At 70.2% G+C, this 26,709-nt stretch carries 19 protein-coding genes; 14 read left to right on the forward strand and 5 right to left on the reverse strand.

Annotated elements, in window-relative coordinates:
• Positions 1-130: 130 nt before the first annotated feature.
• Complete coding sequence (locus BJ972_RS07950) at positions 131-1,471, reverse strand: Gfo/Idh/MocA family protein (RefSeq protein WP_129176794.1); 1,341 nt, start codon at positions 1,469-1,471, stop codon at positions 131-133.
• 196 nt (positions 1,472-1,667) lie between these two features.
• On the opposite strand from BJ972_RS07950, the gene BJ972_RS07955 reads away from it, so the two are divergent.
• From BJ972_RS07955 to BJ972_RS08015, 13 genes are all read left to right on the forward strand, one after another.
• Positions 1,668-2,702, forward strand: coding sequence for a LacI family DNA-binding transcriptional regulator (locus tag BJ972_RS07955; RefSeq protein WP_241830891.1), 1,035 nt, complete (start codon positions 1,668-1,670; stop codon positions 2,700-2,702).
• Between the two features lie 277 nt (positions 2,703-2,979).
• Positions 2,980-3,687 carry a YesL family protein gene (locus tag BJ972_RS07960; RefSeq protein WP_164989981.1) on the forward strand — a complete coding sequence of 236 codons (708 nt, stop codon included), beginning with the start codon at positions 2,980-2,982 and terminating at the stop codon, positions 3,685-3,687.
• Positions 3,688-3,766: 79 nt separating this feature from the next.
• Entirely contained in the window at positions 3,767-5,278 is a 1,512-nt protein-coding gene (locus BJ972_RS07965; protein ID WP_218851002.1) for an extracellular solute-binding protein, read from the forward strand.
• A gap of 56 nt (positions 5,279-5,334) precedes the next feature.
• Positions 5,335-6,303, forward strand: coding sequence for an ABC transporter permease (locus tag BJ972_RS07970; protein WP_129176786.1), 969 nt, complete (start codon positions 5,335-5,337; stop codon positions 6,301-6,303).
• Complete coding sequence (locus BJ972_RS07975; RefSeq protein ID WP_129176784.1) at positions 6,303-7,184, forward strand: carbohydrate ABC transporter permease; 882 nt, start codon at positions 6,303-6,305, stop codon at positions 7,182-7,184. Before BJ972_RS07970 ends, BJ972_RS07975 begins: the two co-directional genes overlap by 1 nt.
• Positions 7,181-7,825, forward strand: a complete 645-nt coding sequence (locus BJ972_RS07980; RefSeq protein WP_129176782.1) for a DUF1961 family protein — start codon at positions 7,181-7,183, stop codon at positions 7,823-7,825. The genes BJ972_RS07975 and BJ972_RS07980 overlap by 4 nt, the downstream gene beginning before the upstream one ends.
• Entirely contained in the window at positions 7,822-10,467 is a 2,646-nt protein-coding gene (locus tag BJ972_RS07985) for an exo-rhamnogalacturonan lyase family protein (RefSeq protein ID WP_129176780.1), read from the forward strand. The genes BJ972_RS07980 and BJ972_RS07985 overlap by 4 nt, the downstream gene beginning before the upstream one ends.
• Entirely contained in the window at positions 10,464-11,132 is a 669-nt protein-coding gene (locus BJ972_RS07990; protein WP_129176778.1) for a rhamnogalacturonan acetylesterase, read from the forward strand. The genes BJ972_RS07985 and BJ972_RS07990 overlap by 4 nt, the downstream gene beginning before the upstream one ends.
• 159 nt (positions 11,133-11,291) lie before the next feature.
• Complete coding sequence (locus tag BJ972_RS07995) at positions 11,292-12,431, forward strand: Gfo/Idh/MocA family protein (protein ID WP_129176962.1); 1,140 nt, start codon at positions 11,292-11,294, stop codon at positions 12,429-12,431.
• A gap of 1 nt (position 12,432) precedes the next feature.
• Positions 12,433-13,635, forward strand: a complete 1,203-nt coding sequence (locus tag BJ972_RS08000) for a dihydrodipicolinate synthase family protein (RefSeq protein ID WP_129176776.1) — start codon at positions 12,433-12,435, stop codon at positions 13,633-13,635.
• Entirely contained in the window at positions 13,632-14,504 is an 873-nt protein-coding gene (locus BJ972_RS08005; protein WP_129176774.1) for a sugar phosphate isomerase/epimerase family protein, read from the forward strand. Before BJ972_RS08000 ends, BJ972_RS08005 begins: the two co-directional genes overlap by 4 nt.
• Positions 14,505-14,530: 26 nt before the next feature.
• Positions 14,531-16,039: an arabinosylfuranosidase ArfA gene (arfA, locus tag BJ972_RS08010; RefSeq protein WP_129176772.1), complete on the forward strand. Its 1,509-nt coding sequence runs from the start codon at positions 14,531-14,533 to the stop codon at positions 16,037-16,039.
• A 70-nt stretch (positions 16,040-16,109) separates the two neighbouring features.
• On the forward strand, positions 16,110-17,435 hold the full coding sequence (locus BJ972_RS08015) for a GNAT family N-acetyltransferase (RefSeq protein WP_129176770.1): 1,326 nt from the start codon (positions 16,110-16,112) through the stop codon (positions 17,433-17,435).
• A 128-nt stretch (positions 17,436-17,563) separates the two neighbouring features.
• On the opposite strand, the gene BJ972_RS08020 is transcribed toward BJ972_RS08015, so the two are convergent.
• On the reverse strand, positions 17,564-19,333 hold the full coding sequence (locus BJ972_RS08020; protein ID WP_129176768.1) for an ABC transporter ATP-binding protein: 1,770 nt from the start codon (positions 19,331-19,333) through the stop codon (positions 17,564-17,566).
• A gap of 103 nt (positions 19,334-19,436) precedes the next feature.
• Here BJ972_RS08020 and BJ972_RS08025 point away from each other — a divergent pair, with 103 nt between their 5' ends.
• A complete protein-coding gene (locus tag BJ972_RS08025) occupies positions 19,437-20,429 on the forward strand; it encodes an LLM class F420-dependent oxidoreductase (protein ID WP_129176766.1) in 993 nt (330 codons plus the stop codon).
• Positions 20,430-20,560: 131 nt separating this feature from the next.
• Here BJ972_RS08025 and BJ972_RS08030 read toward each other — a convergent pair whose 3' ends face one another.
• From BJ972_RS08030 to BJ972_RS08040, 3 genes are all read right to left on the reverse strand, one after another.
• Positions 20,561-21,751: an ROK family protein gene (locus BJ972_RS08030; RefSeq protein ID WP_218851003.1), complete on the reverse strand. Its 1,191-nt coding sequence runs from the start codon at positions 21,749-21,751 to the stop codon at positions 20,561-20,563.
• A gap of 247 nt (positions 21,752-21,998) precedes the next feature.
• Positions 21,999-24,335, reverse strand: a complete 2,337-nt coding sequence (gene yicI, locus BJ972_RS08035) for an alpha-xylosidase (RefSeq protein WP_129176764.1) — start codon at positions 24,333-24,335, stop codon at positions 21,999-22,001.
• Positions 24,332-26,707 carry a glycosyl hydrolase family 95 catalytic domain-containing protein gene (locus tag BJ972_RS08040; protein WP_129176762.1) on the reverse strand — a complete coding sequence of 792 codons (2,376 nt, stop codon included), beginning with the start codon at positions 26,705-26,707 and terminating at the stop codon, positions 24,332-24,334. Before BJ972_RS08040 ends, yicI begins: the two co-directional genes overlap by 4 nt.
• Between the last annotated feature and the right edge of the window lie 2 nt (positions 26,708-26,709).

Consider the following 26,709-nt stretch of genomic DNA (forward strand, 5'->3'; position numbering starts at 1 on the left):
CCGGGGCGACTCGCGCTCTTCGTTTCGGCGTCGCGAATGTGCTGTTCGGGCGTCCCGAACAGCACATTCGTGACGCCGAGACGTTGGGGTGCGGGGGCGCAGGCGCGCGGGATGACGGGGGCGGGGCGGGTCAGCGGAGAGCGAGGGCGTCGATCGTGACGGGGAGGCCCGTCTCGAGCGAGACGTTGCCCGCGATGCCGACCGAGACGGCACGCACGCCGTCGTCGTAGCGCGCGATGCGCCCGAGCGGCGCGTCGACGGCGACGCGGTGGAAGAGGTGATCGACGAGAAACGCGTCGCCTCCGCCGTGACCGCCGATCCCCTCGGGGATCTCGACGATCTGCGCGCCCTCCCAGTGCCGCTGCAGCACGAGGCGCTCCGAGTCGGGGCGCACGTCGTCCTCGGGCGAGTATCCCGGGTTCGCGCTCGGGTCGACGACGACCGAGCCGTCCTCTCCGATGAGCACGGCGCCGCGCTCGACGACCTCGAGCTCGGCGCGGCCCTCGGTGCCGTTGACCGTGACGCGGTAACCCTCCCACGGCGCGTGGGCGTTGAGCGAATAGCTCATCGTCGCGCCCGAGTCGTAGTCGACGAGCACCGCGAGGTTGTCCTCGATCGTGATGCCCGCATCGAACGGATCGCGGTCGCGCAGGTATCCATCGTGGTGCTCGTTGTCGTAGTAGAGCGCCTTGGCCCGTTCGTCGCGCGTGAGGTCGAGCGAGAAGGGGTCACCCGTCGTGCCCGTTCCGCGCTCGGGCCGCTCGCCGAGGCCGCGCTTGGCCGCGTTGTCGGCGCCGTAGAAGCGCAGGCCGCCGCTCGCGAAGACGCGCACGGGTGCGGCGTCGATCCACCAGTTGACGAGGTCGAAGTGGTGCGAGGCCTTGTGGATGAGGAGTCCGCCCGAGTTCGACTTCTGGCGGTGCCAGCGGCGGAAGTAGTCGGCGCCGTGCACCGTGTCGAGCGCCCACTCGAAGTGCACGCTCGTGACCTCGCCGATGCGTCCCTCGGCGATGACCTGACGGAGCGCCGAGTTCCGCGGGCTGTACCGGTAGTTGAACGTCGTGATGACCTCGCGGCCCGACTCGGCGATGGCCGCACCGATCTGGCGCACACCGTCGGCGTCGATCGTGAGCGGCTTCTCGACGACGACGTCGGCACCCGCGAGGAGCGAGCGCGAGACGAGGTCGGCGTGCGTGTAGTCGGGCGTCGTGATGATGACGCGGTCGATCCGCTCGTCGCGGATCATCGTCTCGAGGTCGTCAGGCGCGTACCGCGCCGGGGCGGGGATGCCGGCCTCCACGACCTGTCGCTCGTAGACGTCGAGGCGGCCGGGGTTGACGTCGCTCCAGGCGACGAGTTCGGCGACGTCGGCGAGGCTCTCGACCCCGAAGTGCGTTCCAGTGAGGGCGCGCACGTACATGTCGGCGCGGCCTCCCGTGCCGATGAGGGCGTATCGCTCGATGTGCGTCATTGCTCGTCTACTCTCTTCGCGCGTCGACCGGTCGAGATTTCGGGAAAGCGCTATCTCAGGTCTGTATCAGTTGTATCAGGCCCCGCCCTGGGAGGCAAAGCTCGAGCACAATACGTCGGAAAGCGTATGCCCGGCGCTAGAGTCGGAATCGCCCTCGGCTCGCCCGCGAGGGAGTCGACACCGATGGAGGCGCCCCGTGGCTGAACCCGGCCGTAGCCCCGCAACACTGCACGACGTCGCGCGAGAAGCGGGCGTCTCACTCGCCACCGCTTCGCGCTCGCTCAACGGCAGCACCCGCAAGGTCAACGAGGAGTACCGCGCGCGCGTCGTCGCCGCGGCGGAGCGCCTCGGATACACCCCGAACCTCTCGGCGCAGGCCATCGCGAAGGGCTCGACCTCGACCGTCGCCCTCGTCGTGAGCGACATCGCCGACCCGTACTTCTCGTCGATCGCCGCGGGCGTCATCCGCAGCGCCGAATCGGCCGGCCTCATCGTCACGATGGCCATGACGGAGCGCAGCGCCGAACGCGAGCTCGAACTCGTCAAGACCCTGCGCGGCCAGCGCCCGCGCGTGCTCATCCTCTCGGGATCGCGCTACGTCGGCGCCGAACTCGAGGGTGCCCTCGTCAAGGAGCTCACCGCCTTCGAGGAGACGGGTGGCCGCGTCGTCATCATCTCGCAGCGGGAGCTCCCCTTCGACACCGTGCAGACCGACAACCACGCGGGCGCGAAGGCCCTCGCCGAGGCGCTCGTGGCCGAGGGCTACCGCTCGTTCGCCGCACTCACGGGTGCGAGTTCGCTCATGACGAGCCGCGACCGTCTGAGCGGATTCCGCGAGGGGCTCGCCGCTCACGGCATCGACCTGACCGACGATCGCGTCATGCAGACCGACTTCACGCGCGACGGCGGATACGCGGCCGCGGGGCAGCTCATCGAACGCGGCATCGACGACCTCGACGTCGTCTTCGCAGTCAACGACGTCATGGCGATCGGTGCGATGTCGGGGTTCCGCGATGCCGGCATCGACGTTCCCGGCCGGCTCGCGATCGCGGGCTTCGACGACATCCTCACGGCGCGCGACGTGACCCCCGCACTCACGACGGTGCGCCTGCCGCTCGAGCACGTCGGCCAGGCCGCGATCGAACTCGCCCTCGGCGAGCGCGGCGGTTCCCGCGCTGTCGTCACGGTCGACGGCGCCGTCGTCCTGCGCGCGAGCACGCCCCGCCGCTGACGCGTCGCACGGCCTGATCAGAGCGGATTTCCGGACCCGTCGCGCGTGCCAGAAACCCGCCCGTCGCGCGGGCCCGCGAGCGAGCCCGACAGAGTCGCCGACGACCCCACCGAGACCCTCGCACCACCCTCTCGCACGCGCGCGCGACGCTCGACCCCACATCCGCTCAACCGGTTAAAACGATTCACTGAATTGTTTGACACCCTCGCAAAAGTCGACATACACTCTCCAGGTGTTGGCCGGAAAACGCATTCCGGACGTATCGATGGAGATGACGATGACCTCGCAGACGACCCCGAGCACGTGGGCTCTGCGGATCCACTCGGTCTGCGACTGGATCTGGTGGGCGATGGTCATGAACGCCCTCTGGCTGCTCTTCACCGCCGCCGGAGGCATCGTCCTCGGCGCCGCTCCGGCGACCGTGGCGGCCACCGAACTGACGCGGCGGCGACTCCGCGACGAGAAGACCTCCACGCTCCGTGAGTTCGCGGCCGCCTGGCGACGCGAATTCTGGCGCGCGAACGGCATCCTCGCCGCGCCGCTCCTCGTCTCGACCCTGCTCGCCCTCCAGCTCATCTCGGTGGTGACGAGCGACACGCTCACGACCCCCCTCGGAATCACGGTCGCCGTCGCCACGGCGATCGCCCTCGTCATCACCACGCTCATCGCGCCGCTCTACGCGCACTACGAGCTGCCGCTCTCGGCCTACCTGCCCACGGCGTCGCGATGGATGACGCGCAACATCGCTCACGCGCTCCTCCTGTGCGTCGCCGCCACCGGCGTGACGAGCGCGAGCCTCGCCCTTCCCGGTCTCATCCCGTTCGTGTCGATCGGGGCATGGCTCTCGATCAGCACCGCGCTGTGCGTCGGATTCTTCACGGCGAACGACCGCATGCTCCGCGACGAGAAGGTGCCGCCCACGCCGGTCGGTCCGTCCGCGAAGCCGACCGCAGTGCTCAGCGGTCGCTCTCGGCGCGACGTCTGACCCCCTCCACTTGCATCTCCGCGCGCTTCGGCGCGCACCCCGTCCGAACGAAGGAGTTCACGTGCTACACAGAACCAAGTTGTCCGCAGCCGCTCTCATCGCGACGAGCGCCGTCGTCCTCGCCGGCTGCTCGGCGAGCGACACCGGCGGCGAGGCCGCCGATCTCACGACGGTGTCGATCATGGCCCCGTACCTCGTGACGAACGCCCCCTCGGGCGACAACGAGATCCACACGGCGCTCGAAGAGATCGCCGGCGTCACGCTCGACATCACGTGGGTGCCGAACTCGTCGTACCTCGACAAGACGAACATCACCCTCGCGGGCGACGACATCCCGCACGTCATGGTCGTGCAGGGCAAGGACCCGGGCTTCGTGCGGAACGCCCAGGCCGGCGCGTTCTGGGAGCTCTCGGAGTACCTCCCCGACTACCCGAACCTCGCGACGACGCTGCCCGAGGTGCAGAAGGCCGCGAGCATCAACGGCGAGGTGTACGGCGTGTTCCGCGCCCGCGACGGCATGCGTGCCGCGGTCATCCTCCGCAAGGACTGGCTGCAGAACCTCGGCCTCGAGGTCCCGAAGACGACCGACGACCTCTACGAGGTGGCGAAGGCGTTCACCCAGAACGACCCCGACGGCAACGGCGCCGACGACACCTACGGCCTCATCATCCCGAAGTGGCCCGGCGCGATCGGCAGCAACAGCCCCTACGACGTCATCGAGACGTGGCACGGCGCCGGCAACCGCTGGACCGAGCGCGATGGCGAACTCGTCCCGAGCTTCACGACGGATGAATGGCTCGAGGCCGTCGACTACGAGAAGCGCCTCGTCGACGAGGGCCTCGTGAACCCCGACTACGCCACCTTCGACTCGGCGAACTGGAACGAGCCGTTCCTGAACGGCAAGGGCGGCATCATCATCGACGTGCACTCGCGCGCCGGCGTGCTGATGAGCCTCCTCAAGGAGTCCGACCCCGACTCGTTCCAGAACTACGTCGAGATCACGGGCAACCTCGAGGGCCCCGACGGCGTCCTCCACGCGCACCCGACGACCGGGTACAGCGGCTTCCTCGCCATCCCGAAGACGAACGTGCGCACCGAGGCCGAGCTGCGCGCCGTGCTCGAAGTCCTCAACAACATGAACTCGACCGAAGCCGGTGCGCTCCTCAACAACGGCATCGAGGGAACGACGTACACCCTCGACGGCGACCTCGCGGTGGCCGTCGACAGCGCCCCCCAGGCCCTCAAGGACGCCGTCCTCAGCTACTCGCAGCTCGGCACCAACGTGACCGGCTTCCAGGGCTACCTCCCGAAGCAGCCCACGGAGTACGAGCAGGAGATGTACGACAAGCGCAAGGCGATCGAGGAGTCCGACCTCGAGTCCGCCGAGTACGACCCCGCTGCGGCGTTCGTCTCGAAGACGTACGTCTCGAAGGGCGCCCAGCTCGACACGATCATCGCCGACGCGCGCATCCAGTACATCGCCGGTCAGATCGATCGCGACGGCCTGACCGACGCGATCGCCCTGTGGCGCTCGAGCGGCGGCGACGCGGTCATCGCCGAGATCAACGAACTGGCCTCTCAGAACAACTGAGTCACCTCGGGGCGGATGCCACGCGGCATCCGCCCCGCTGACCGACAGGAACTCCCATGGTCGCTCTCGACACTGCGGTCGCGGCGAGCACGGCGCTCGACACGAGACCGCCGGCACGCCGCCGGGGCGCACGCGCCCACTTCACACAGTTCAAGTGGTTGTACCTCTTGCTGCTGCCGGGCGCGATCTACTTCGCGCTCTTCCGGTACGGACCGATGTACGGCGCCGTCATCGCGTTCAAGGACTACGTGCCGTTCCTCGGCATCAACGACAGTCCGTGGGTGGGCTGGGCGCACTTCGAGGACTTCTTCGCGAGCCCAGACTTCCCCCGGCTCCTCGCCAACACCCTCATCCTCGCGCTGCTGAGCCTCCTCGTCGCCTTCCCGCTCACGATCGTCGTCGCGCTCCTCCTCAACGAGCTCCGCGTCACGATGGTCAAGCGCTCGGTGCAGACGCTCATCTACATCCCCCACTTCCTGTCGTGGACGGTCGTCGCGTCGCTCACCTACCTGTTGTTCGCCCTCGACATCGGTCCGCTCTTCCAGCTGATCAACGGCGTGCTCGGAACCAACATCGACTTCCTCACCGATCCGGGATGGTTCCGGCCGATCATCGTGCTGCAGGACATCTGGAAGAACACGGGCTGGGGAACGATCATCTTCCTCGCCGCGCTCGCGGGTGTCGATCAGGAGCAGTACGAGGCGGCCATCATCGACGGCGCCGGCCGCTTCCAGCGGGTGTGGCACATCACGATCCCCTCGATCATGCCGACGATCATCGTCATGCTCGTCCTGCAGATGGGCCAGGTGCTCAACACGGGCTTCGAGCAGATCTACCTCATGACGAACGCGCTCAACCGCAGTGTGGCCGACGTGTTCGACACCTACGTCTACTTCATGGGCATCACGCAAGGGTCGTACAGCTACAGCACGGCGGTGGGCCTCTTCAAGGCGATCGTCGGCGTGGTGCTGATCTTCGGCGCCAACTGGCTGGCGCGCCGCTTCAACCAGACGGGAATCTTCTGATGCCTCGCGAGAAGTACCGCTTCAACACCCGCGCCGGGCGCGCCTTCGACGTCTTCAACGTCGTCCTGCTGATCGCGGTGGGCGTCCTCGCCCTCCTGCCGTTCATCTTCGTGACGGCCGGGTCGTTCGCGACCGAGGCCGAGCTCGCGACGCGTTCGTTCTTCCTGTGGCCCGAGACGTTCAGCCTGCGCGCCTACGAGTCGATCCTGACGAGCGACGCGTTCATCCGCGCGATGGTCACCACGATCGGCGTGACGGTCGTCGGCACGGTCATCCAGCTCCTCCTCACCGCGTCGATGGCCTACCCGCTCTCGAAGCTGAACTTCCCGGGGCGACGCGTCATCCTCGCGCTCATCGTGTTCACGATGGTGTTCTCGGGCGGAATGATCCCGACGTTCCTCGTCGTCAAGGACCTCGGCCTGCTCGACACCTACTGGGCGCTCATCCTGCCGATGGCGATCAACCCGTTCAGCCTCATCATCATCAAGAACTTCTTCCAGCAGCTGCCCGCGGGCCTCGAGGAATCGGCGATGATCGACGGAGCGAACGAGATGCAGACGCTCTGGAGCGTCGTCCTGCCGCTGTCGAAGCCCGTGCTCGCGACGTTCGCGCTGTTCTACGCCGTCGGCATCTGGAACGACTTCATGTCGCCGCTCCTCTATCTCAACGACAGTTCGATGTGGACCCTGCAGATGTTCCTCCGGCAGGTCACCGTCGCGACCGACCTGTCGATCGTCGACGCCGATCCGAGTCAGCTGCCGCCCGCCCAGGGCATCAAGTTCGCCGTCATCGTCGTGGCGACGCTGCCGATCCTCCTCTTCTACCCCTTCCTCCAGAAGCACTTCGCGAAGGGCATGCTGATCGGTTCGGTGAAGGGATGACGCTGCTGTACGCCAATCCGCTCACGCACCTCTCCGATCTGGACGACTGGATCGCGGAAGGGCCGGTCGACATCGCGGAGGGCGACGACGGGCTCCTGCTCTCGGGTGCCGGCGGCATCGACGACCACTGGACGATCTGGTGCCCCGACGTGTTCGGCGACCGCGTGCGCATCACGTGGGAGTTCTCGCCGCGCGCGGAGCCGGGGCTCGCGATGCTCTTCTTCGGGGCGTCGTCGGTCGCGGGCGGAGGCATTTTCGACGAGGGCCTCGCCGAGCGCTCCGGGAGCTACCCGCAGTATCACTCGAGCGACATCCGTACCCTCCACGTGTCGTACTTCCGGCGGCGCTGGGAGGACGAGCGCGCGTTCCACACGTGCAACCTCCGGAAGTCGCCGGGCTTCCACCTCGTCGCACAGGGGGCAGACCCGCTGCCTCCCGTCGTCGACGCCCGCGAGGCGTTCTACCGGATGTCGGTCGTGCACGACCGGGGCGAGGTCGAGCTCTCGATCGACGACCTCACCCTGTTCCGCTGGCGGGACGACGGATCGACCGGCCCGCGCGTCGGCGGCGGGCGGCTCGGATTCCGACAGATGGCACCTCTCATCGCGTGCTACCGCAACCTGGAGGTGCACTCACTATGACCGCGCACGACACGCTCCGCGTTCCGCTCCGCTGGCTCGACGGCGACGCGCCCGACACGATCGACGGGGTCACCTGGGGGGCGCCGCTGCCGCGCGGCCTCGTGCACTCCCTCGACGACGTGCGCCTGCGCGAGGTCGACGGCGACGCCGTGCCGGCACAGTTCTGGCCGCTCGCCACGTGGCCCGACGGCTCCGTGAAGTGGGTGGGATGCGCCCTCGGCGCGACCGATCACCCGGGTCGCTACGAGATCGTGACGGCCGCCGAACCCGCTCCGTCGTCGACCGCCGAGGTGTCGGTGACCCGCACGGATGACGCGATCGTCGTCTCCACCGGAGGGCTGCGCGTCGAGTTCTCCGAGCCCGGCGGCCCCGATTCCTCCTCCCTCCTCCGGAGCATCCGCCGTGGCGGCGAGATCGTCGCCGAGAACATCCGGCTCGTGAGCCTCCTGCAGTCCGACATCCCGGAGGACGGCGGCAGCGCTCCACGTGCGCACTTCGCCTCGCACGTGCAGACCGTCGACGTCGAGCAGGCGGGGCCCGTGCGCGCCGTCATCCGCGTCGAGGGCACGCACCGCGCCGAGGCCGGCGACCGCGAGTGGCTGACCTTCACCGTGCGCTTCGTGATCCTCGCGGGCGCCGAGAGCGTGCGCGTCGTGCACACATTCCTCTGGGACGGCGACGCCGACTCCGACTTCCTCGCGGGCCTCGGCGTGCGCGCCGACGTACCGCTGCGGGCCGAGCCCCACGACCGCCACATCCGTCTCGCCGGTTCCGACGGAGGGTTCTTCTCCGAGGCCGTGCGCGGCCTGACCGGGCTCCGACGCGATCCGGGGGCCGACGTGCGATCCGCGCAGATCGCGGGACGCCCGACCCCGCCGCTTGAGCAGTGGGATGCCACGGTAAGCACTCGGTTGCGCTGGATCCCGACGTGGGGCGACATCACGCTCACGCAGCTCAGTGCCGACGGCTTCAGCATCCGGAAGCGCACCGCGCCGGGCCACGCATGGATCGACGCGGGCGCCGGCACGCGCGCCGACGGCTACGTCGCGGTCAGCGACCCGGCCGGCGGCTTCGGCATCGGCGTGCGCTCGTTCTGGCAGTCGCACCCCGGGCAGCTCGACATCCGCGGCATGGACGGCGCGACCGCGACCCTCACGGCCTGGCTGCACGCCCCCGAGGCCCGCCCCATGGACATGCGGTTCTACCACGACGGCCTCGGGCAGGACGACTACGCCAGTCAGCTCGATGCGCTCGAGATCACCTACGAGGACTACGAGCCGGGCTTCGGCGACGCGCACGGAATCGCCCGCACGCACGAACTGACCCTCTTCGCCCTCGAGGCGACGCCGGCCATCGAGAGCGTCGCGCGCGCCGTGGAGCACCTGCAGCGCCCGCCGCTGCTGCAACCCACGCCCGAGCACCTGCACGCGGTGGGGGTCTTCGGCGACTGGTCCCCCGTCAGCCGCTCGACCCCGATGCAGGAAGAGATCGAGGACAGCAACGACTTCCTGCTCTCGTTCTATCTCGGCCAGATCGACCAGCGACGCTGGTACGGATTCTGGAACTACGGCGACGTCATGCACGCCTATGACCTCGACCGTCACGTGTGGCGCTACGACGTCGGCGGCTACGCATGGGACAACAGCGAGCTCTCGCCCGACCTGTGGCTCTGGTACTCGTACCTGCGGAGCGGCCGCGCCGACGTCTTCCGTCTCGCCGAGGCGATGACCCGGCACACCGGTGAGGTCGACGTCTACCACTCGGGTCGCTGGAAGGGACTCGGCTCGCGGCACAACGTGCAGCACTGGGGATGCAGCGCCAAGCAGTTGCGCATCAGCAGCCCGATCTACCGTCGCTTCCTGCACTACCTGACCGCCGACGAGCGGATCGGCGACCTGCTCGAGGAGCTCCGCGACAGCGACGAGCGCTTCCTCGACACCGATCCGACGCGCAAGGTGCGTGAGGACGCGGCGACGTACCGCCCCGATCGCCACGCCCTCGCCGTCGGGCTCGGGACCGACTGGGGCGCGCTCGCGGCGACGTGGCTCGCCGACTGGGAGCGGACCGGCAACACCCGCTCGCGCGACCGCCTGCTCGGCACGATGGCCGACATCGCGGAGCTTCCGCACGGATTCCTGACGGGCGAGGCGCTCTACGACCTCGAGTCGGGCCGCTTCGACACGACGCGCGACCGCGTCTCGGTGTCGCACCTGAGCGCCGTCTTCGGCCTCGTCGAGGTCTGCAGCGAACTCATCTCACTCGTCGACGTGCCGGGCTTCGCCGATGCGTGGGCGGACTACTGCCGACTGTTCCTGGCCTCGCCCGAGGAGCAGGAGCGCGCGGTCGGCGCACCGCTCAGCGGCATCCATCTCGAGCAGGCGCACAGTCGACTGACCGCGTACGCGGCGGCGCGCTCCGGAGACCCCGAACTCGCCGCGCGTGCGTGGCGCGAGTTCGAGGGCGTCGGCGAGTGGCTCGTGCACCGGCGCGACTTCACGCTGCGGAGGGTCGAGGGCCCCGCGACGCTCCGACCGGTCGACGAGGTGCCGTCGGTCTCCACGAACGACGCCGCCCAGTACGGGCTCGCCCTCATCCAGAACCTCGCCCTCATCGGCGATGCCCTCCCCGAGGAGCGATCGTGACCTACCATCTCGCGGGTGACTCGACGGTCGAGTCACCCGTCGACTCGTCGCCGATGTCGGGCTGGGGCGGGGCTCTCGCCGAGTTCGTCGACGCGCCCGTCGAGAACCGGGCACGCGGCGGCGCGACGACGCAGAGCTTCATCGACGACGGCCTCTGGCGGGCCACGCTCGACGCGCTCGCGCCGGGCGACACCGTCGTCATCCAGTTCGGTCACAACGACCAGAAGGATGCGGCGCTCGACTCGCGCGGCGGTTACTCCGAGCGGCTGCGCGGCTTCATCGCGGACGTCCGCGCACGAGGCGGCTCGCCCGTCCTCTGCACGTCGTGCGAGCGGAGGTGGTTCGAGGCCGATCGGGTCACGCCCACGCACGGCGACTACCCGAACGCGGTGCGCGACCTCGCGGCGGAGTGCGACGTTCCCCTCATCGACCTCACCGCGTTCACGATGTGGCTCTACGAGGACCTCGGCGACGCCGCATCGCGCGACCTGTTCTGCCATTTCGCGCCGGGCGAGACCGCGATGTGGCCCGACGGCCTCCGGGATGACACGCACTTCCGCCGCGCGGGAGCACGCCGTATCGCCGCCTTCGTCGCGCGCTCGCTCCGTGCGATCGAACGCCAGGGCGGCGACGCCCCGGCCCGCGGGGCACCCACCGTCGCCTGACACCTCCACCGATATTGCGCGGCGTCTCTGCGTGCCCTACACTCGGGTAAACGCTTTCCCGCTCGCCTGACAGAAAGAACCACCGTGAACGACTCATCGTCGAGTGCCGCTCCCTCGGGCGCTCCCCAGCCGCAGAACACACCGACCATCGGCATCATCATGAACGGCGTCTCAGGCCGCATGGGCTACCGCCAGCACCTCGTGCGTTCGATCCTCGCGATCCGCGATCAGGGCGGCGTCGAACTCGCCGACGGCACGCGCGTGCAGGTCGAGCCGATCCTCGTCGGCCGCAGCGAAGCGAAGCTCAAGGAGCTCGCCGACCGCCACGGCATCGAGCACTACACGACGAACCTCGACGAGGCGCTCGCCGACGACCGCTGGCAGATCTACGCCGACTTCCTCGTCACGAAGGCGCGCGCCGTCGCGATCAAGAAGGCCATCGCGGCCGGCAAGGCGATCTACACCGAGAAGCCGACCGCCGAGAGCTTCGAGGAGGCGCTCGAACTCGCCCGTCTCGCCGACGCCGCCGGTATCAAGAACGGCGTCGTGCACGACAAGCTCTACCTCCCGGGCCTGCAGAAGCTCAAGCGCCTCATCGACTCGGGCTTCTTCGGTCGCATCCTCTCGGTGCGCGGCGAGTTCGGCTACTGGGTGTTCGAGGGCGACTGGCAGCCCGCGCAGCGCCCCAGCTGGAACTACCGCGCCGAAGACGGCGGCGGCATCATCGTCGACATGTTCCCGCACTGGAACTACGTGCTCGAGAACCTCTTCGGCGGTGTGAAGTCGGTCTACGCCCGCGCCGTCACCGAGATCCCCGAGCGCGTCGACGAGGCCGGAAACACCTACACGGCGACCGCGGATGACGCGGCCTACGCGATCTTCGAGCTCGAGGGCGGCGTCGTCGCCCAGCTCAACTCGAGCTGGACGACCCGCGTCAACCGCGACGAGCTCGTCGAGTTCCAGGTCGATGGCACGCTCGGCTCGGCCGTCGTCGGTCTCTTCGGCTGCAAGATCCAGCCGCGGAACGCGACCCCGAAGCCCGTCTGGAACCCCGACCTCGCCGACCAGCACGACTACGACGGCGACTGGATCGAGGTTCCGTCGAACGACGTCTTCGAGAACGGCTTCAAGACGCAGTGGGAGGAGTTCATCCGCCACGTCGCCGACGACGCCCCCAACCACTTCGATTTCCTCGCCGGTGCGCGCGGTGTGCTGCTCGCCGAACTCGGTCTCGAGTCGTCGACGACCGGTCGCCGCATCGACCTGCCCGAGGTCACCCTCGACGGGGCCAAGGCCTGACATGACCGGGCTCACGCTCCTCGCCGCCGACGGCTCGACGACCGTCATCCCGCTCGCCGCCGCGCCGTCGTTCTCGAAGCCGCGACGGCCCCTCGAGAGCCGCGTCGCCTACGCCGCGGCGCACGTCGTGCCGAAAGTGTGGGCCGACAACACCCCCGGTCAGCCGGCCGAGATCGACTGGGACCGCACGCTCGCCTACCGCCACCACGTGTGGTCGTGGGGGCTCGGCGTCGCCGACGCCATGGACACCGCGCAGCGCAACATGGGCCTCGATGCCGCCGCGACGCGTGAACTCATCTCCCGCAGTGCCGCCGAGGCGGCCACCGTGGGCGCGAACCTCGTCGTCGGCGTGAATACGGACCACGTCGACGACGAGTCCATCTCGCTCGATCAGGTGATCGACGCGTACAAGGAGCAGCTGCACTTCACCGAGGATGCCGGCGCGGGCGTCGTGCTCATGGCGAGCCGCCACCTCGCGCGGGCCGCGACGACGGCGGACGACTACCGCCGCGTGTACCGCGAGGTGCTCGCCGCGGCGGGCACACCCGTCATCCTGCACTGGCTCGGTGCGGCCTTCGACCCGAGCCTCGCGTCGTACTTCGGCTCGACCGAGACGGATGCCGCGAGCGACACCCTCGTGTCGATCATCGAGTACAACCGTGACAAGGTCGCGGGCGTCAAGATGAGTCTGCTCGACGCGGGGTCGGAGATCGCCGTGCGCGAGCGACTGCCCGAGTCGGCGCGCATGTTCACCGGTGACGACTTCAACTACGTCGGCCTCATCGAGGGCGACGAGCGATCGCACTCCGATGCGCTGCTCGGCGCGTTCACGACGATCGCTCCGCACGCCTCGGCGGCCATCCAGGCGCTCGACGCGGGCGATGTCGCCGAGTACCGGCGCATCCTCGGCCCGACCGAGGCGCTCTCGCGGCAGATCTTCGCCGCCCCGACCTACTACTACAAGACGGGCGTCGCCTTCATGTCGTGGCTGAACGGGCACCAGCCCGCCTTCAGCATGGTCGGTGGCCTGCACGCCGCGCGGAGCCTGCCGCACCTCTCCGAGATCGTGCGTCTCGCGAACGAGTCGGGCGCTCTCGAGCGGCCCGAACTCGCCGCGGCGCGCTGGCACTCGCTCCTCACCCTCAACGGCGTCGAGGTCAGCTCGGCACCCGCACGATCGACCCTCGAGGAGGTGCTCGTATGAGCGCCCACCCGCGCCTCTCGCTCAACCAGGCGACGATCAAGTACGCCCCCTTCGACGAGGCGCTCCGCCTCACGGCCGGTGCGGGCTACGAGTCGATCGGACTGTGGCGCGAGCCCGTCGCCGATGTCGGACTGGCCGAGGCCGCCCGCCGTCTGAACGACTCGGGCCTCCGCATCTCGAGCCTCTGCCGCGGCGGCTTCTTCACGCTGCCCGAGGGCCCCGAGCGCCGTGCGGCGATCGACGAGAACCGCCGGGCGATCGAGGAGACGCGTGTGCTCGCCGCGGCGGGTGCCGACGGTTCGGCCGCCGTGCTCGTGCTCGTCGCAGGAGGCATCCCCGCGGGCACGACCGACCTCGCGGGCTCGCGCGAACGGGTGCGCGACGCCATCGGCGAGCTCGCGGCCGAGGCCCGGGCCGCGGGGGTCACGCTCGCGATCGAGCCGCTGCACCCGATGTACGCCTCCGACCGCGCCGTCGTCTCGACGCTCGACCAGGCGCTCGACATCGCGCTGCAGTTCGGGCCCGAGGTCGGCGTCGTCGTCGACACGTTCCACATCTGGTGGGACCCGCAGGTCTTCGCCGCCATCGAGCGCGCGGGCGCCGCAGGCCGCATCGCGAGCTACCAGGTGTGCGACTGGGCCACTCCGCTGCCCGCCGACGTGCTGCTCGCGCGGCACTACCCGGGCGACGGCGTCATCGACTTCTCGGCGCTCACGCGCGCGGTCGACGCGACGGGCTACGCCGGCGACATCGAGGTCGAGATCTTCAATGAGACAATTTGGGATGACGCGTGGCCGACCGTGGTCGCGCGCACGGCGTCATCCTTCGCCGACGTCGTCGCGCCGCACCTGTCGGTCCTGACGACCTAGTCCCCCCCATCGAACCGGAGCCTGCATTGTCGCCGTCCACCCGCATCGTCGTCCACCCGTCCTACGTCGTCGGCGAGATCGATCGCCGCATCTTCGGCTCGTTCGTCGAGCACCTCGGGCGCGCGGTCTACACCGGCATCTACGAGCCCGGGCACGAGACGGCCGACGAGCAGGGCTTCCGGCAGGACGTCGCCGACCTCACGAACGAGCTCGGCACGACGGTCGTGCGCTACCCCGGCGGCAACTTCGTCTCGAACTACTTCTGGGAGGACGGCGTCGGCCCCCGCGAGGAGCGCCCGACGCGCATCGACCTCGCGTGGCGCACGCTCGAACCGAACACGGTCGGCACCGACGAGTTCCTCGCGTGGACGAAGAAGACCGGCACCGAACCCGTCATGGCCGTGAACCTCGGCACGCGCGGGGCCGACGCCGCGGCGAACCTCGTCGAGTACTGCAACATCCCCGGCGGCACGACGTGGTCGGAGAAGCGCCGCGCGAACGGCGCCGACGAGCCCTACGCGATCAAGACGTGGTGCCTCGGCAACGAGATGGACGGCCCGTGGCAGATCGGCCACAAGACGGCCGACGAGTACGGCACGATCGCGAGCCAGGCGCTCCAGGCCATGCGCCGCGTCGACCCGACGATCGAGTTCGTCGTGTGCGGCTCCTCGAGCCGCGACATGGTGACGTTCGGCGAGTGGGAGCGCATCGTCCTCGAGCACACCTTCGACGACGCCGACTACCTGTCGATGCACGCCTACTACGAGGAGCACGACGGCGACCGCGTGTCGTTCCTCGCCTCGGCCGCGGCCTTCGAGGCGTTCATGCACGAGGTCATCGCGACGGCCGACGCCGTCGCCGCGCGCAAGCACTCGACGAAGCGCCTGAAGCTCTCGGTCGACGAGTGGAACGTCTGGTACCTCTCGCGCTTCGCGGGTGAAGAGAACCTCGAGCTTCTCGAGCAGCCGCGCCTCATCGAAGACGTCTACTCGGTGCTCGACGCCGTCGTCGCGGGCGACCTGCTCGCGACCCTCGTCCGGAACGCCGACCGCGTCGCGATCGCGTGCCTCGCGCAGCTCGTCAACGTCATCGCCCCGATCATGACCGAACCGGGCGGCGAGGCGTGGAAGCAGACGACGTTCTACCCGATCGCCCTCACGGCCGAGCACGCGCGCGGCGTCACGCTCGACGCCCGCATCGAGGCCCCGACGCTCACGACCGGCAAGTACGGCGACGTCGACGGCGTCGCCTCGACCATCACGTGGGACGCCGAGACGGGCTCGCTCGTCGCGATCCTCTCGAACCGAACGGATGCCGCGAGCGAGACGACCATCGACGCGAGCGCCTTCTCGGGCCTCACCCTCGTCGACGCGCAGACGATCATCGCCGACCACGCCGGCCCGCGGAAGACGCGCGAAGACGCCGAGGCCGCGACCCCGAAGGCGCTCGACGGCGTCTCGGTCGACGGCGGCATCGTGTCGCTCACGCTTCCCGCCGAGTCGTGGTCGCTCGTGCGCTTCACCGCGAGCGTCTGAGCGGTCTCGCTCTCGTCGCGGGCCGGTGACCCCGGCCCGCGACATCCGTCTGCCCTCGTAGGCTGGACGCATGACGGTTCTGGACGCATCGACCCTGCCCGACGACACGACCTCGCACGCGGCGCTCGCGTCGCAGAACCTCGACTACGGACGCGTCGCGACCGACGACCGTGCCGCGTTCGTCGCGTGGTTGCAGGCCGATGCCCGCGGTTTCCACCAGCCGCGGTCGACCGAGGCCCAGCTCACCGAGAGTGTCGAGCATCTCGCGGAGCGTCGCACGACGGGCGTCTGGGACGCCACGATCGCCGACGCGTCGACCCCGGTCGCGACCGTGAGCTCGTGGGTGTCATCCCTCACCGTCTCGCCCGAGCGTCGCATTCCGGCGTGGGCGATCAGCTCGGTGACGGTCGCGCCGACGCACCGCCGTCGCGGCATCGCCCGGGCGCTGCTCGAGGGCGAACTCCGTACGGCGGCCGCCGCGGGACTGCCGCTCGCGATGCTCACGGTGACCGAGGCGACGATCTACGGTCGCTACGGCTTCGCGCCCGCCGCGCGCGTGACGACGCTCGACATCGACCGGCGCCGGGTCTCGTGGCGCGGCCCCCGGCCCGCCGGGCGCGTGCAGTTCGCCGACCCCGCGACGTTCGCGGCCGAGGCGTCCGCCGTGTCCGAGCGCGCCGCCCTCCGCACCCCGGGAGCGGTCACGCGACCCGAGTCGCACGTGCGCCACCTGCTCGGCCTCCACGACCCCGAGAGCGAGTCGAGCCGTCAGGCGCGTGTCGTGCGCTACGACGACGAGCACGGCGAGCTGCAGGGCTTCGCCGTCTACCGGGTCGTGCGCACTCCCCCGTCGCCCGGTCGCGTCGAGTTCGACGAGCTCGTCGCCGCGACCGACGACGCCGAGGCCGCGCTCTGGCGGTTCCTCCTCGAGCAGGACTTCGTCGGGTCGATCCGGGCGGGTCTTCGCGCGAGCGACGAGCGCGTGCCGTGGATGCTCGACGACCCCCGCGCCGTGGCGACGTCGAGCGCGAGCGACCACCTGTGGCTCCGCATCCTCGACGTGCAGGCGGCGCTCGAGTCGCGCCGCTACGCCGCCGCGGGCCGCGTCGTGATCGACGTCGACGATGCGCTCGGGCTCGCGTCCGGTCGCTACGAACTCGTGACGGATGACGCGGGCGACGCGCGCGTCGAGACGATCGACGCCGCGCGCGAGGATGCCCCGGCGGGCGACATCCGTCTCGGCGTCGGCGAACTGTCGGCCCTGCTCCTCGGCGACGTGCGGTGGAGCGCCCTCGCCGCGGCCGGCCGGCTCGCGGAGGAGACGCCCGGCGTCGCCGCGACGCTCGATCGCCTCTTCGCGCCCGAGCGCGCCCCCCACCTCGGCTTCTGGTTCTAGCCGCCACTCTCTTCCGTCTCGGCGTCACGTTTGTGCTCTTCAGCGCTCGCGAAGAGCACAAACGTGACGCCGAGACCGAGGGCTCGGACGGCGTGAGCCGGGGCGGGACGTGGGACAGCGCGGGCGGGTCAGCCGGTCTGGACGCGGTGCAGCTCGGCGTAGCGGCCGTTGCGGGCGATGAGCTCGTCGTGCGGGCCCACCTCGACGATGCGGCCCTTCTCGAGCACGACGATGCGATCGGCCGAGCGGATCGTCGAGAGCCGGTGCGCGACGACAAGGGTCGTGCGACCCTGCATGAGGTGCCCGAGCGCATCGCGCACCTTCGCCTCCGATGCCGGGTCGAGCGCACTCGTCGCCTCGTCGAGCAGCAGCACGCGCGGGTCGCGCACGAGCGCCCGAGCGATCGCGATGCGCTGACGCTGACCTCCCGAGAGCCGCGCGCCGCGCTCGCCCACGACGGTGTTCCAGCCGTCGGGCTGCGCCTCGATGATCTCGAGCGCATTCGCATCGCGGAGGGCGGCGAGCACGCGCTCGTCGCTCACGTCGCCGAGTCCGTAGGCGATGTTCTCTCGGATCGACCCCTCGAAGAGCACCGACTCCTGCGGCACGACCGAGACGAACCGGCGGAACGAGCGGAGATCGAGCGATTCCATGTCGACGCCGTCGAGCATGATGCGCCCCGACGTCGGGCGGAGGAACCCGAGCACGAGGTTCAGCATCGTCGACTTGCCCGAGCCGGATGACCCCACGAACGCGATCGTCTCGCCGGGCGTGATCTCGAGGTCGATGCCCGTGATCGCCGGCACGTCGTCATCGGGGAACTGGAAACCGACGGACTCGAGGGCGATACCGCCCGCGACGGCATCGACGGGCGACTTGCCCTCGTTGAACTCGATGTCGGGCTCCTGCAGCACCTCGGCGATCGAGCGCACCGATTCGGTGCCGCGCGCGACGATCGGCAGCAGCATGAGGAGGCCCGTGACGGCACCCGTGAGGAGCGCGAAGTACGAGCTCAGCAGCACGACCTGACCGGCCGTGATCGGCAGCCAGCCCGAGATCGAGATCCACGCGGCGAGCACGAGGCAACCGACGCCGAGCAGTTGCAGGCTCACCCACGACAGCGACGCGAAGCGTCCGTTCAACAGGTCGAGGCTGTAGCCCGCGGTGCGCACACCTTCGGCGCCCTGCGCGACGCGGTCGACGGCGGTCGACTCGAGGCCGTGGGCACGCGTGATGGGCATGAGCGTCGCCATCTCGCCGACGCGCGCCGAGAAGTGCTCGACCTCGCGGCGGAACTTCTCGTTGCGCTCCCGCGACCGCTTCGCGAGCACCGCGCGGAGCATCACGGCGATCGGGATCGTGAGGGCGTAGACGGGAAGGAACGCGGGCACGTTGATCGCCGTCATGACGAGCGCACCGACCATGACCATGACGGCCGACAGCAGCGGGTGCGTCACCTGCTGCAGCATGACCTCGACGTTCTCGACGTCGCGCACGACCTTCGTCTGCACGATCGAGCTCGACGCACGCGTGTGGAAACCGATCGAGAGGCTCTGCAGCCGCGAGGCGAGGGCGTTGCGGAGGTCGGCTCCCGTCTGCCGCACGGCGCGCATGAAGAAGCGCGTGTAGAGCAGGTGGTTCGGGAAGTTCTGGGCGAGCGCGACGAACGCGATGAGGGTCCAGAGCAGAAGGGATGACGCGGGCCCGCCCGACACGACGATGTCGATGACGGCACCGGTGATGACGGGCAGCAGCCACACCGGGGTCTCCTTCAGGGCGAAGAAGAACACCGCGAACGCGACGCCCCGTTTGTGGCGCCCGAGCAGGCGGAAGATCGAGCGCGTCGGGTGGCGACAGTCGACCTCGTCGACGATGCGGGAATGCGCTTTCACAGTCACTCGACAAGTCTGTCATCGATGCTCTCTGACCACACCGGCTTCCGCGTCATCCGCTGCGAAAGAATCTCGGGGAATCGCTTTCACGACGCGTAGGCTCGACTCCATGCGATTCGGACTCTTCATTCCCCAGGGCTGGCGGCACGACCTCGTCGGCATCGATCCCGCCGAGCAGTGGGCCACCATGAACGACCTCGCGCAGCACGCCGACCGCGGCGAGACGTGGGAGTCGATCTGGGTCTACGACCACTTCCACACCGTTCCCGTGCCGAGCGCGACCGAGGCGACCCACGAGGCCTGGACCCTCATGTCGGCCTTCGCCGCGAGCACCGAGCGCGTGCGCCTCGGCCAGATGTGCACGTGCATCAGCTACCGCAACCCCGCCTACCTCGCGAAGGTCGCCGCGACGGTCGACCTCATCTCGGGCGGACGCACCGAGATGGGCATCGGCGCGGGCTGGTACGAGCACGAGTGGCTCGCCTACGGGTACGGGTTCCCCGACGCGCCCGAGCGCCTCGCACGCCTGCGCGAAGGCGTCGAGATCATGCACCAGGCCTGGACGACGGGCAGCGCGACCCTCGACGGCAAGCACTACCAGGTCGACGGTGCGATCGTCCAGCCTCAGCCGCTGCAGGCCGGCGGAATCCCGATGTGGGTCGCCGGCGGAGGCGAGAAGGTGACGCTCAAGATCGCCGCGAAGTACGCGTCGTACACGAACTACGGCAACACGCTCGACGAGTTCGTTCACAAGAACGACGTGCTCGCCGGTCACTGCGAGAAGCTCGGGCGCGATGCATCCTCGATCGTGCGCTCGTCGAACTTCAACACGATCGTCGGCGCGACCGAGGCCGAGGTCGCCGAGCGGCTCGCCGTCGTCGAAGCGCGCGTGCGCCCGTTCCTCGGCGACGAGGCGACGGCGCGGTTCCTCGGCGACTACGCGTCGAGCCCCGCGGTCGGCACCCCCGAGCAGGTCGTCGAGAAGCTCGGCGCCTGGAAGGACGCGGGCCTCGGCTACTCGATCCACTACTTCCCCGAGGCCGCGTACGACCGCTCGGGCATCGAGCTCTTCGAGCGCGAGGTCGCCCCCGCCCTCGCCTGATCCGCACCCCACCCCACCCACCGTCTCGGCGTCACGTTTGTGCTGTTCGACTCACTCGAAGAGCACAAACGTGACGCCGAGACTCTTGGGATGGGCGGATGACGCGAGCTCGCGTCATCCGGTGACGCGCGTCAGACGCGGGCGACGATGCCGAGCGGGTCGACGAGCAGATCGCGGAAGGCGAGCTCGGCCGCGCCGATCATGAGGATGCCCTGGCCGAGCTCGGCCCGCACGATCTCGGCCTCCTCGTCGGCGACGGGCAGCACCTGGGCCGCGACGCGCGAGCGCAGGTGCTCGGGGTCGACGGCGAAGAGCGACGCGAGGAACCCGCCGAGCACGATGCGTTCGGGGTTCAGCACGGCGATCGCGTTGCGGAGCGACACGCTCAGGTGATCGAGCTGGCGACGCACCTCGGCGCGCACGTGCTCGTCGTCCGAGGCGAGGAGCGCGGCCTCGAGTCCGTCGGCCTCGGCGTCGGTGCGGCCCACGGCGGCGAGGAGCGCCGCGCGGTTCACGGATCTCTCGAGCGCGCCCGCCTCGGGGTCGCCGCCGGCGTTCACCTCGCCCGTCACGCGCACGTGTCCGAACTCTCCCGCGTAGCCCGCCTTACCCGCGACGGGTACGCCGCCGGCGACGATGCCGCCGCCGATGCCGCTCGCGCCGCCGTTGAGGTAGATGAAGTCGTCGATGCCGCGCGCCGCACCGAATGCCCGCTCGGCCATCGCGCCGAGGGTCGCGTCGTTCGCGGCGACGACGCGGTAGCCCGTCGCCTCGGCGAGCATCTCGGCGAACGGCACGTCGCGCCAGCCGAGGTGCGGCGCCCAGCGCACGAGTCCGTCGCTCGCGCGCACGAGTCCGGGAACGGCGACGCCGATGCCCGCGACGAGGTTCGCCTGCAGTTCGCCGCGCATGCCGTCGATGACGGCGGCTGAGATGCGCACGGCCTCGACGGGTGTCGGCGGGGCATCGGTCGGGTAGCGCACGCGCGTGACGAGTTCGCCGCCGAGCCGCACGATGCCGATCGTGACGGCGTCGATCTCGGGGTTGACGGCGAGGGCGACGACGCCGGGCGCGGGCGACACGATCGGCGACGGGCGCCCGACGGTGCCCGCGGAGTCGGGGGTGAGCACCTCGACGAGTCCGTGTTCGGCGAGGTCGCCGACGAGCGCGCCGATCGTCGAGCGGTTGAGGCCGGTCTCGCGCGTGAGGGTCGAGCGCGACAGTCCGCCGCTCGCGTGCACGAGGCTCAGGATGACGCCGAGATTGCGACGCCGCACGAGTTCGTTGTTGTTGCCGAGCGCGCTCTCGGTGATCGTCGTCATTCCGCACCCCCACCCTTTTTGTTGGTCTGACGCACAATTATGCGGCATCCGCTCCCTCGCCCCGCTCCTGCACACTCTCCCCCACCCGTCTCGGCGTCACGAATGTGCTGCTCGCGCCCCGCGAAGAGCACATTCGTGACGCCGAGACGACAGGGACCGACCCGGTTTCGGCGTCACGACACGCTGGCCACACGCGAGATGACCGGCGTGTCGTGACGCCGAGACGGGGGTGGAGAGGACGGGGCGGCTAGGCGAGGGGGAGGGTGACGGAGCCGGAGGCGGCGTGGGTCGTGCCGCCGGTGACGCGCGCGCGGAAGACGCGACCGTCGGAGGACGTGACCTCGAGGCCGGCATCCGTTCGGCGCACCGTGAACTCGACCGCACCCGTCTCGGGGTCGGCCGGGTCGACGACGGTGACGCGGCGCTCGTCGGCTCCGCCCGGATACACGGTGACGAGCGCGTCGTCGCGGTAGTCGTAGTCGGGGCGATCGTCACGGGAGCCCGTGACGAGCACGGCGCCCTCCCGCACCCACAGCGGCATGCTGTCGAAGCCGTGCGTCTCGCGACGCCACGATCCGCCCGTGGCGCGCTCGCCCGTGAGGTAGTTCGTCCACTCCCCCGCCGGCAGGTAGTACTGCACGTCGCCGTCGGCCGAGAAGACCGGGGCGACGAGAAGGTCGCCGCCGAGCATGTACTGGCGTTCGAGGTGCGTCACCGCGGGGTCGCCGGGGAACGCGAGCTGCATAGCGCGCATGACGGGCAGGCCCACGCGGTTCGCCTCGAGCCCGGCGTTGAACAGGTACGGCATGAGTCCGAGCTTGAGCTTCGTGAAGAAGCGCGTGACCTCGACGGCGCTCTGCCCGGGCGCCTCTCCGCCCTCGTCGAAGGCCCACGGCACCCGGTAGCTCGTCGACCCGTGCAGGCGCGAGTGGCTCGAGAGCATGCCGAACGCGACCCAGCGCTTGAACACGGCGGGGTCGGGCAGTCCCTCGAAGCCGCCGATGTCGTGCGACCAGTAGCCGAAGCCGCTGAGCGCGAGCGAGAGCCCTCCGCGCAGCGTCTCGGCCATCGACTCGAACGACGACGAGTTGTCGCCGCCCCAGTGCACGGGCATCTGCTGCCCGCCGGCCGTCGCCGAGCGGGCGAAGAGCACGGCCTCGCGCTCGCCGCGCTCCTCGACGAGCACGTCGAAGACGGCCTGGTTGTAGAGCTGCGTGTACCAGTTGTGCATGTCGGGGCCGCGCGAGCCGTCGTGCCAGACGACGTCGGTGGGGATCCGCTCGCCGAAGTCGGTCTTGATCGCGTCGACGCCCTGGCGCAGCAGCGCGCGGATCTTCTCCTGGAACCACGACACGGCCGCGGGGTTCGTGAAGTCGACGAGCGCCATGCCCGACTGCCACATGTCCCACTGCCAGATCGAGCCGTCGGCGCGGCGCACGAAGAACTCGGCGGCCTCGTCGAAGAGCTTCGAGCGCCCTGCGATGTACGGGTTGATCCACGCGCTCACGCGGAGGCCGCGCTCGTGCAGGCGCTCGAGCATGCCCTCGGGGTCGGGGAACACGCGCGGGTCCCACTCGAAGTCGGTCCAGTGGAACTCGCGCATCCAGAAGCAGTCGAAGTGGAACACGCTGAGCGGCAGGTCGCGCTCGGCCATGCCGTCGATGAAGCTCGTGACGGTCGCCTCGTCGTAGTCGGTCGTGAAGCTCGTCGAGAGCCACAGGCCGTACGACCACGCGGGCACGACGGGCGGGCGACCGGTGAGGCGCGTGTAGCGCTCGAGCACGTCGGCGGGCGTCGGGCCGTCGATGACGAAGAACTCGAGGGTCTCGCCGGGTACCGCGAACTGCACCTGCTCGACGGCTTCGGAGCCGACCTCGAACGACACGTGCCCGCGGTGGTTGACGAGCACGCCGTAGCCGCGGTCGGTCAGGTAGAAGGGCACGTTCTTGTACGACTGCTCGCTCGACGTGCCGCCGTCGGCGTTCCACACGTCGACCGTCTGGCCGTTCTTCGCGAGCGGACCGAACCGCTCGCCGAGTCCGAAGACCTGCTCGCCGACGCCGAGTCCGAGGCGCGCGTGGGTGTAGATGGATGCCGGAGGCCGGCCGTCCTCGCTGACGCCGGTGGTTCCCGCGGGCTCCACGGCGACGTTCGCGTCGGGGGCGAGTCGGAGGTGCGCGAGCGACTTCGGGCCCGAGCGCGTGAGCGTGCGTCCGCCGGAGGTGAAGTCGAGCGACCAGGGCGCGCCGCGGCCGACGCGAGCCGTGAGGCTTCCCGACGTGAGGCTCGCGCCCGCGTCATCCGTCTCGATCTCGACGAGCGGCGAGTCAGCGCCGACGAGGTCGAAGCCCTCGTGACCCGGGTCGACGTGGTGGTCGATGCGCACGCCGATGACGCCCTCGAGCGGGCTCGAGAGGGTCACGGTGAGGAGGGGCCGGTTGAGCGTGTCGCCGCGCCGCGTGATGACACGCGTGGGTGCTTCGACGACGAGCCGGTTCGGCAGTGCGTCGATCGCGTACGCCTCCTGCGCATACAGCGCCTCGACGCCCGGTCGGGCCTGCCAGAATCCGTCGGTGAACTTCACACTGCTCCTCGTGAACGAAAGGGGTGGTCGGGGGATGTCGGTGGGGTGCGCCAGTCGATGACCGTGGGCGCGTCGGTGCCGATCGAGATCGATCGTCGCTCGCCGTCGTGCTCGACGACGTGGATGCCGGCGGCCGAGGCGTGCCGCGCGCGGAGCGTGACACGGGTCGGGGCACCGCCCGACCAGTCGAGGTCGACGACGATGCCGGGGCGTGCGACGAGTCCGCGCACCGAGCCGTGAGCGAGTGCGGCCGGCAGACCGCGTAGCAGCACGATGGCGTCGCCGTGACTCTGCACGAGCATCTCGGCCACGGCGGCGGTGTAGCCGAGGTTGCCGTCGATCTGGAACGGCGGGTGCGCCGCGAAGAGGTTGGCGTAGAGACCGCCGCGGAAGTGACCATCGGCGGCGGGCCGGGTGACGAGCTCGAGGAGGCGTCCGACGGCATCGGTGTCGCCGAGGCGAGCCCGCAGGGCGAGCTTCCACGCGAGCGACCAGCCCGTCGAGTCGTCACCGCGAGCGTTGAGCACGTGCCGGGCGGCCGCGTCGGGGAGCCCGCTGTCGCCGGGGAACGCGGCGAAGAGGTGCGACACGTGCCGGTGGTGCGGGTCGATGGCGACGGCTCCGGCATGCCATTCGACGACGTCGCCGTCGATGACGTCGACGGGGCGGATCCGCGCCGCCGCTGCGGCGATCTCGGTGAGGAGGGCGTCGTCGCCCGCACCCGCGGCGAGCGCGACGGCGGGCGCGAGGGCGAACACCTCGCGGATGAGGCTGCGGTCCATCGCGCTCGACGTCGTGACCGAGACGGGCCCGGCGTCGCTCGCGTACTGGTTCTCGGGCGACGTCGACGGGCGCGTGTCGAGAGCGCCGTCGCCGGCCTCGACGAGCCAGTCGACGAGGAAGGCGGCGCAGCCCGCGACGATCGGCCAGAAGCGCTCGGCCTCGTGCGTCGTGAGCGAGCCGAAGCGGCGGCGCTCGTCGAACTGGCGCACGAGCCAGGCTCCGCCGAGCACCCACTGCGACCACGAGGCGTCGCCGCGCGTCGGCGACGAGTACGCCCACGCGTCGGAGTTGTGGTGCGCGACCCAGCCGCGCGCGCCGTAGAGACGGGCCGCGTTCGCGCGGCCCCGATCGGCGAGGGCGTCGAGCAGGTCGAGGAGCGGCAGCTGGGTGTCGGCGAGCGCCGTCGGCTCGGCCGCCCAGTAGTTCATCTCGGTGTTGATGTTGAGCGTGTAGTTCGACGACCACGGCGGGCGCATCTCGGCGTTCCAGATGCCCTGGAGCGTCGCGGGCAGGCCGCCGGGCCGCGACGAGGCCGCGAGCAGGTAGCGCCCGTACTCGAAGAGCAGGGCGAGGAGCGCGGGGTCGGTCGTCGTGACGGGGTCGACGGCGGATGACGCGCGCCGGACGCGTTCGTCGGGATCGAGTGCCGCGGGGCCCGAGGGATCGTCGCCGCCGAACGACAGCGACACCCCTCCGAGGAGCGCGCGGTGCGTCGCGACGTGACGCTCGCGCACGGCGTCGATGCCGATCGCGAGGGCGACCTCGACGCGGGCGCCGGCCCGGGCGGCCGCGCCGTCGGCGTCACCGATCGGTTCGCGCCCGATGCCGGCGAACGTCGTCTCGGTCGCGACGACGAGCACGAGTCGGGTGATCCCGGAGAGCCTCACGCGGTCGCCGTCGACGCTCGCCTCGCCGTCGTGCTCCCAGCCGAGGGCGATCGCGCCCTCGAGCGGGGTGATGCCGTCGAGGTGGTCGATCGCCGCCGGCTCGTCGGGCTCGTGGCCCGGTGCGACGTCGGCCGGCAGCCGGAACGCGAGCCGCGCGCGGCGCGCGGTGCGGCGATCCGTGAGCACGGCGAGCGGTGTCGCGGCCGTGAGCGACACGTCGATCGGCGTCGCCGAGGTCAGTCGGTGCACGAGCACGTTCTGCGGCGTCGAGACGAACGACTCGTGCTCGATGTCGCCGCGAACACCCGCGACCGTGATGGCGTGCACCGCGTCATCCAGGACGAGCGAACGCTCGAGCGGGGTCTCGGGGGCGACCCCCGCGATCTCGAGCCGCACGTCGCCGACGGGCAGGTAGGCCTGCGTGTACCGGTTCTGCAGCACGGCGAGCTCGCGCTCCGCATCCGCCGGCCGACCGAGCTCGATCGCCCGGCGGGCCGCGGCGAGCGCCGCCGCGGCCCGTTCGGGCGACACCCGCTCGTCACGGTCCTCGCTCGACGCCGACCCCGACCACGCGGTGCCGTCGTTGAGCGAGAGGAGCACGGACTCGGCGCGAGCCGAGACCATCGCGCCCGTGCGACCGTTGCCGAGCGGCAGCGAATCGAGCCAGTCGACCGAGGGCCGGCGGTAGCGGAGCTCACCCATGG

The sequence above is a fragment of the Agromyces atrinae genome (assembly GCF_013407835.1).
Lineage (GTDB): Bacteria > Actinomycetota > Actinomycetes > Actinomycetales > Microbacteriaceae > Agromyces > Agromyces atrinae.

Bases quoted from the DNA above. Each gene is read 5' to 3' on its own strand.
- BJ972_RS07960 (WP_164989981.1), top strand. From the start codon at position 2,980: ATGACCTCGCAGACGACCCCGAGCACGTGGGCTCTGCGGATCCACTCG.
- BJ972_RS08040 (WP_129176762.1), bottom strand. From the start codon at position 26,707: ATGGGTGAGCTCCGCTACCGCCGGCCCTCGGTCGACTGGCTCGATTCG.
- BJ972_RS08015 (WP_129176770.1), top strand. From the start codon at position 16,110: ATGACGGTTCTGGACGCATCGACCCTGCCCGACGACACGACCTCGCAC.
- BJ972_RS07995 (WP_129176962.1), top strand. From the start codon at position 11,292: ATGAACGGCGTCTCAGGCCGCATGGGCTACCGCCAGCACCTCGTGCGT.
- BJ972_RS07980 (WP_129176782.1), top strand. From the start codon at position 7,181: ATGACGCTGCTGTACGCCAATCCGCTCACGCACCTCTCCGATCTGGAC.
- BJ972_RS07975 (WP_129176784.1), top strand. From the start codon at position 6,303: ATGCCTCGCGAGAAGTACCGCTTCAACACCCGCGCCGGGCGCGCCTTC.
- BJ972_RS07970 (WP_129176786.1), top strand. From the start codon at position 5,335: ATGGTCGCTCTCGACACTGCGGTCGCGGCGAGCACGGCGCTCGACACG.
- BJ972_RS08000 (WP_129176776.1), top strand. From the start codon at position 12,433: ATGACCGGGCTCACGCTCCTCGCCGCCGACGGCTCGACGACCGTCATC.
- BJ972_RS07985 (WP_129176780.1), top strand. From the start codon at position 7,822: ATGACCGCGCACGACACGCTCCGCGTTCCGCTCCGCTGGCTCGACGGC.
- BJ972_RS08025 (WP_129176766.1), top strand. From the start codon at position 19,437: ATGCGATTCGGACTCTTCATTCCCCAGGGCTGGCGGCACGACCTCGTC.
- BJ972_RS07950 (WP_129176794.1), bottom strand. From the start codon at position 1,471: ATGACGCACATCGAGCGATACGCCCTCATCGGCACGGGAGGCCGCGCC.
- BJ972_RS08005 (WP_129176774.1), top strand. From the start codon at position 13,632: ATGAGCGCCCACCCGCGCCTCTCGCTCAACCAGGCGACGATCAAGTAC.
- BJ972_RS08030 (WP_218851003.1), bottom strand. From the start codon at position 21,751: ATGACGACGATCACCGAGAGCGCGCTCGGCAACAACAACGAACTCGTG.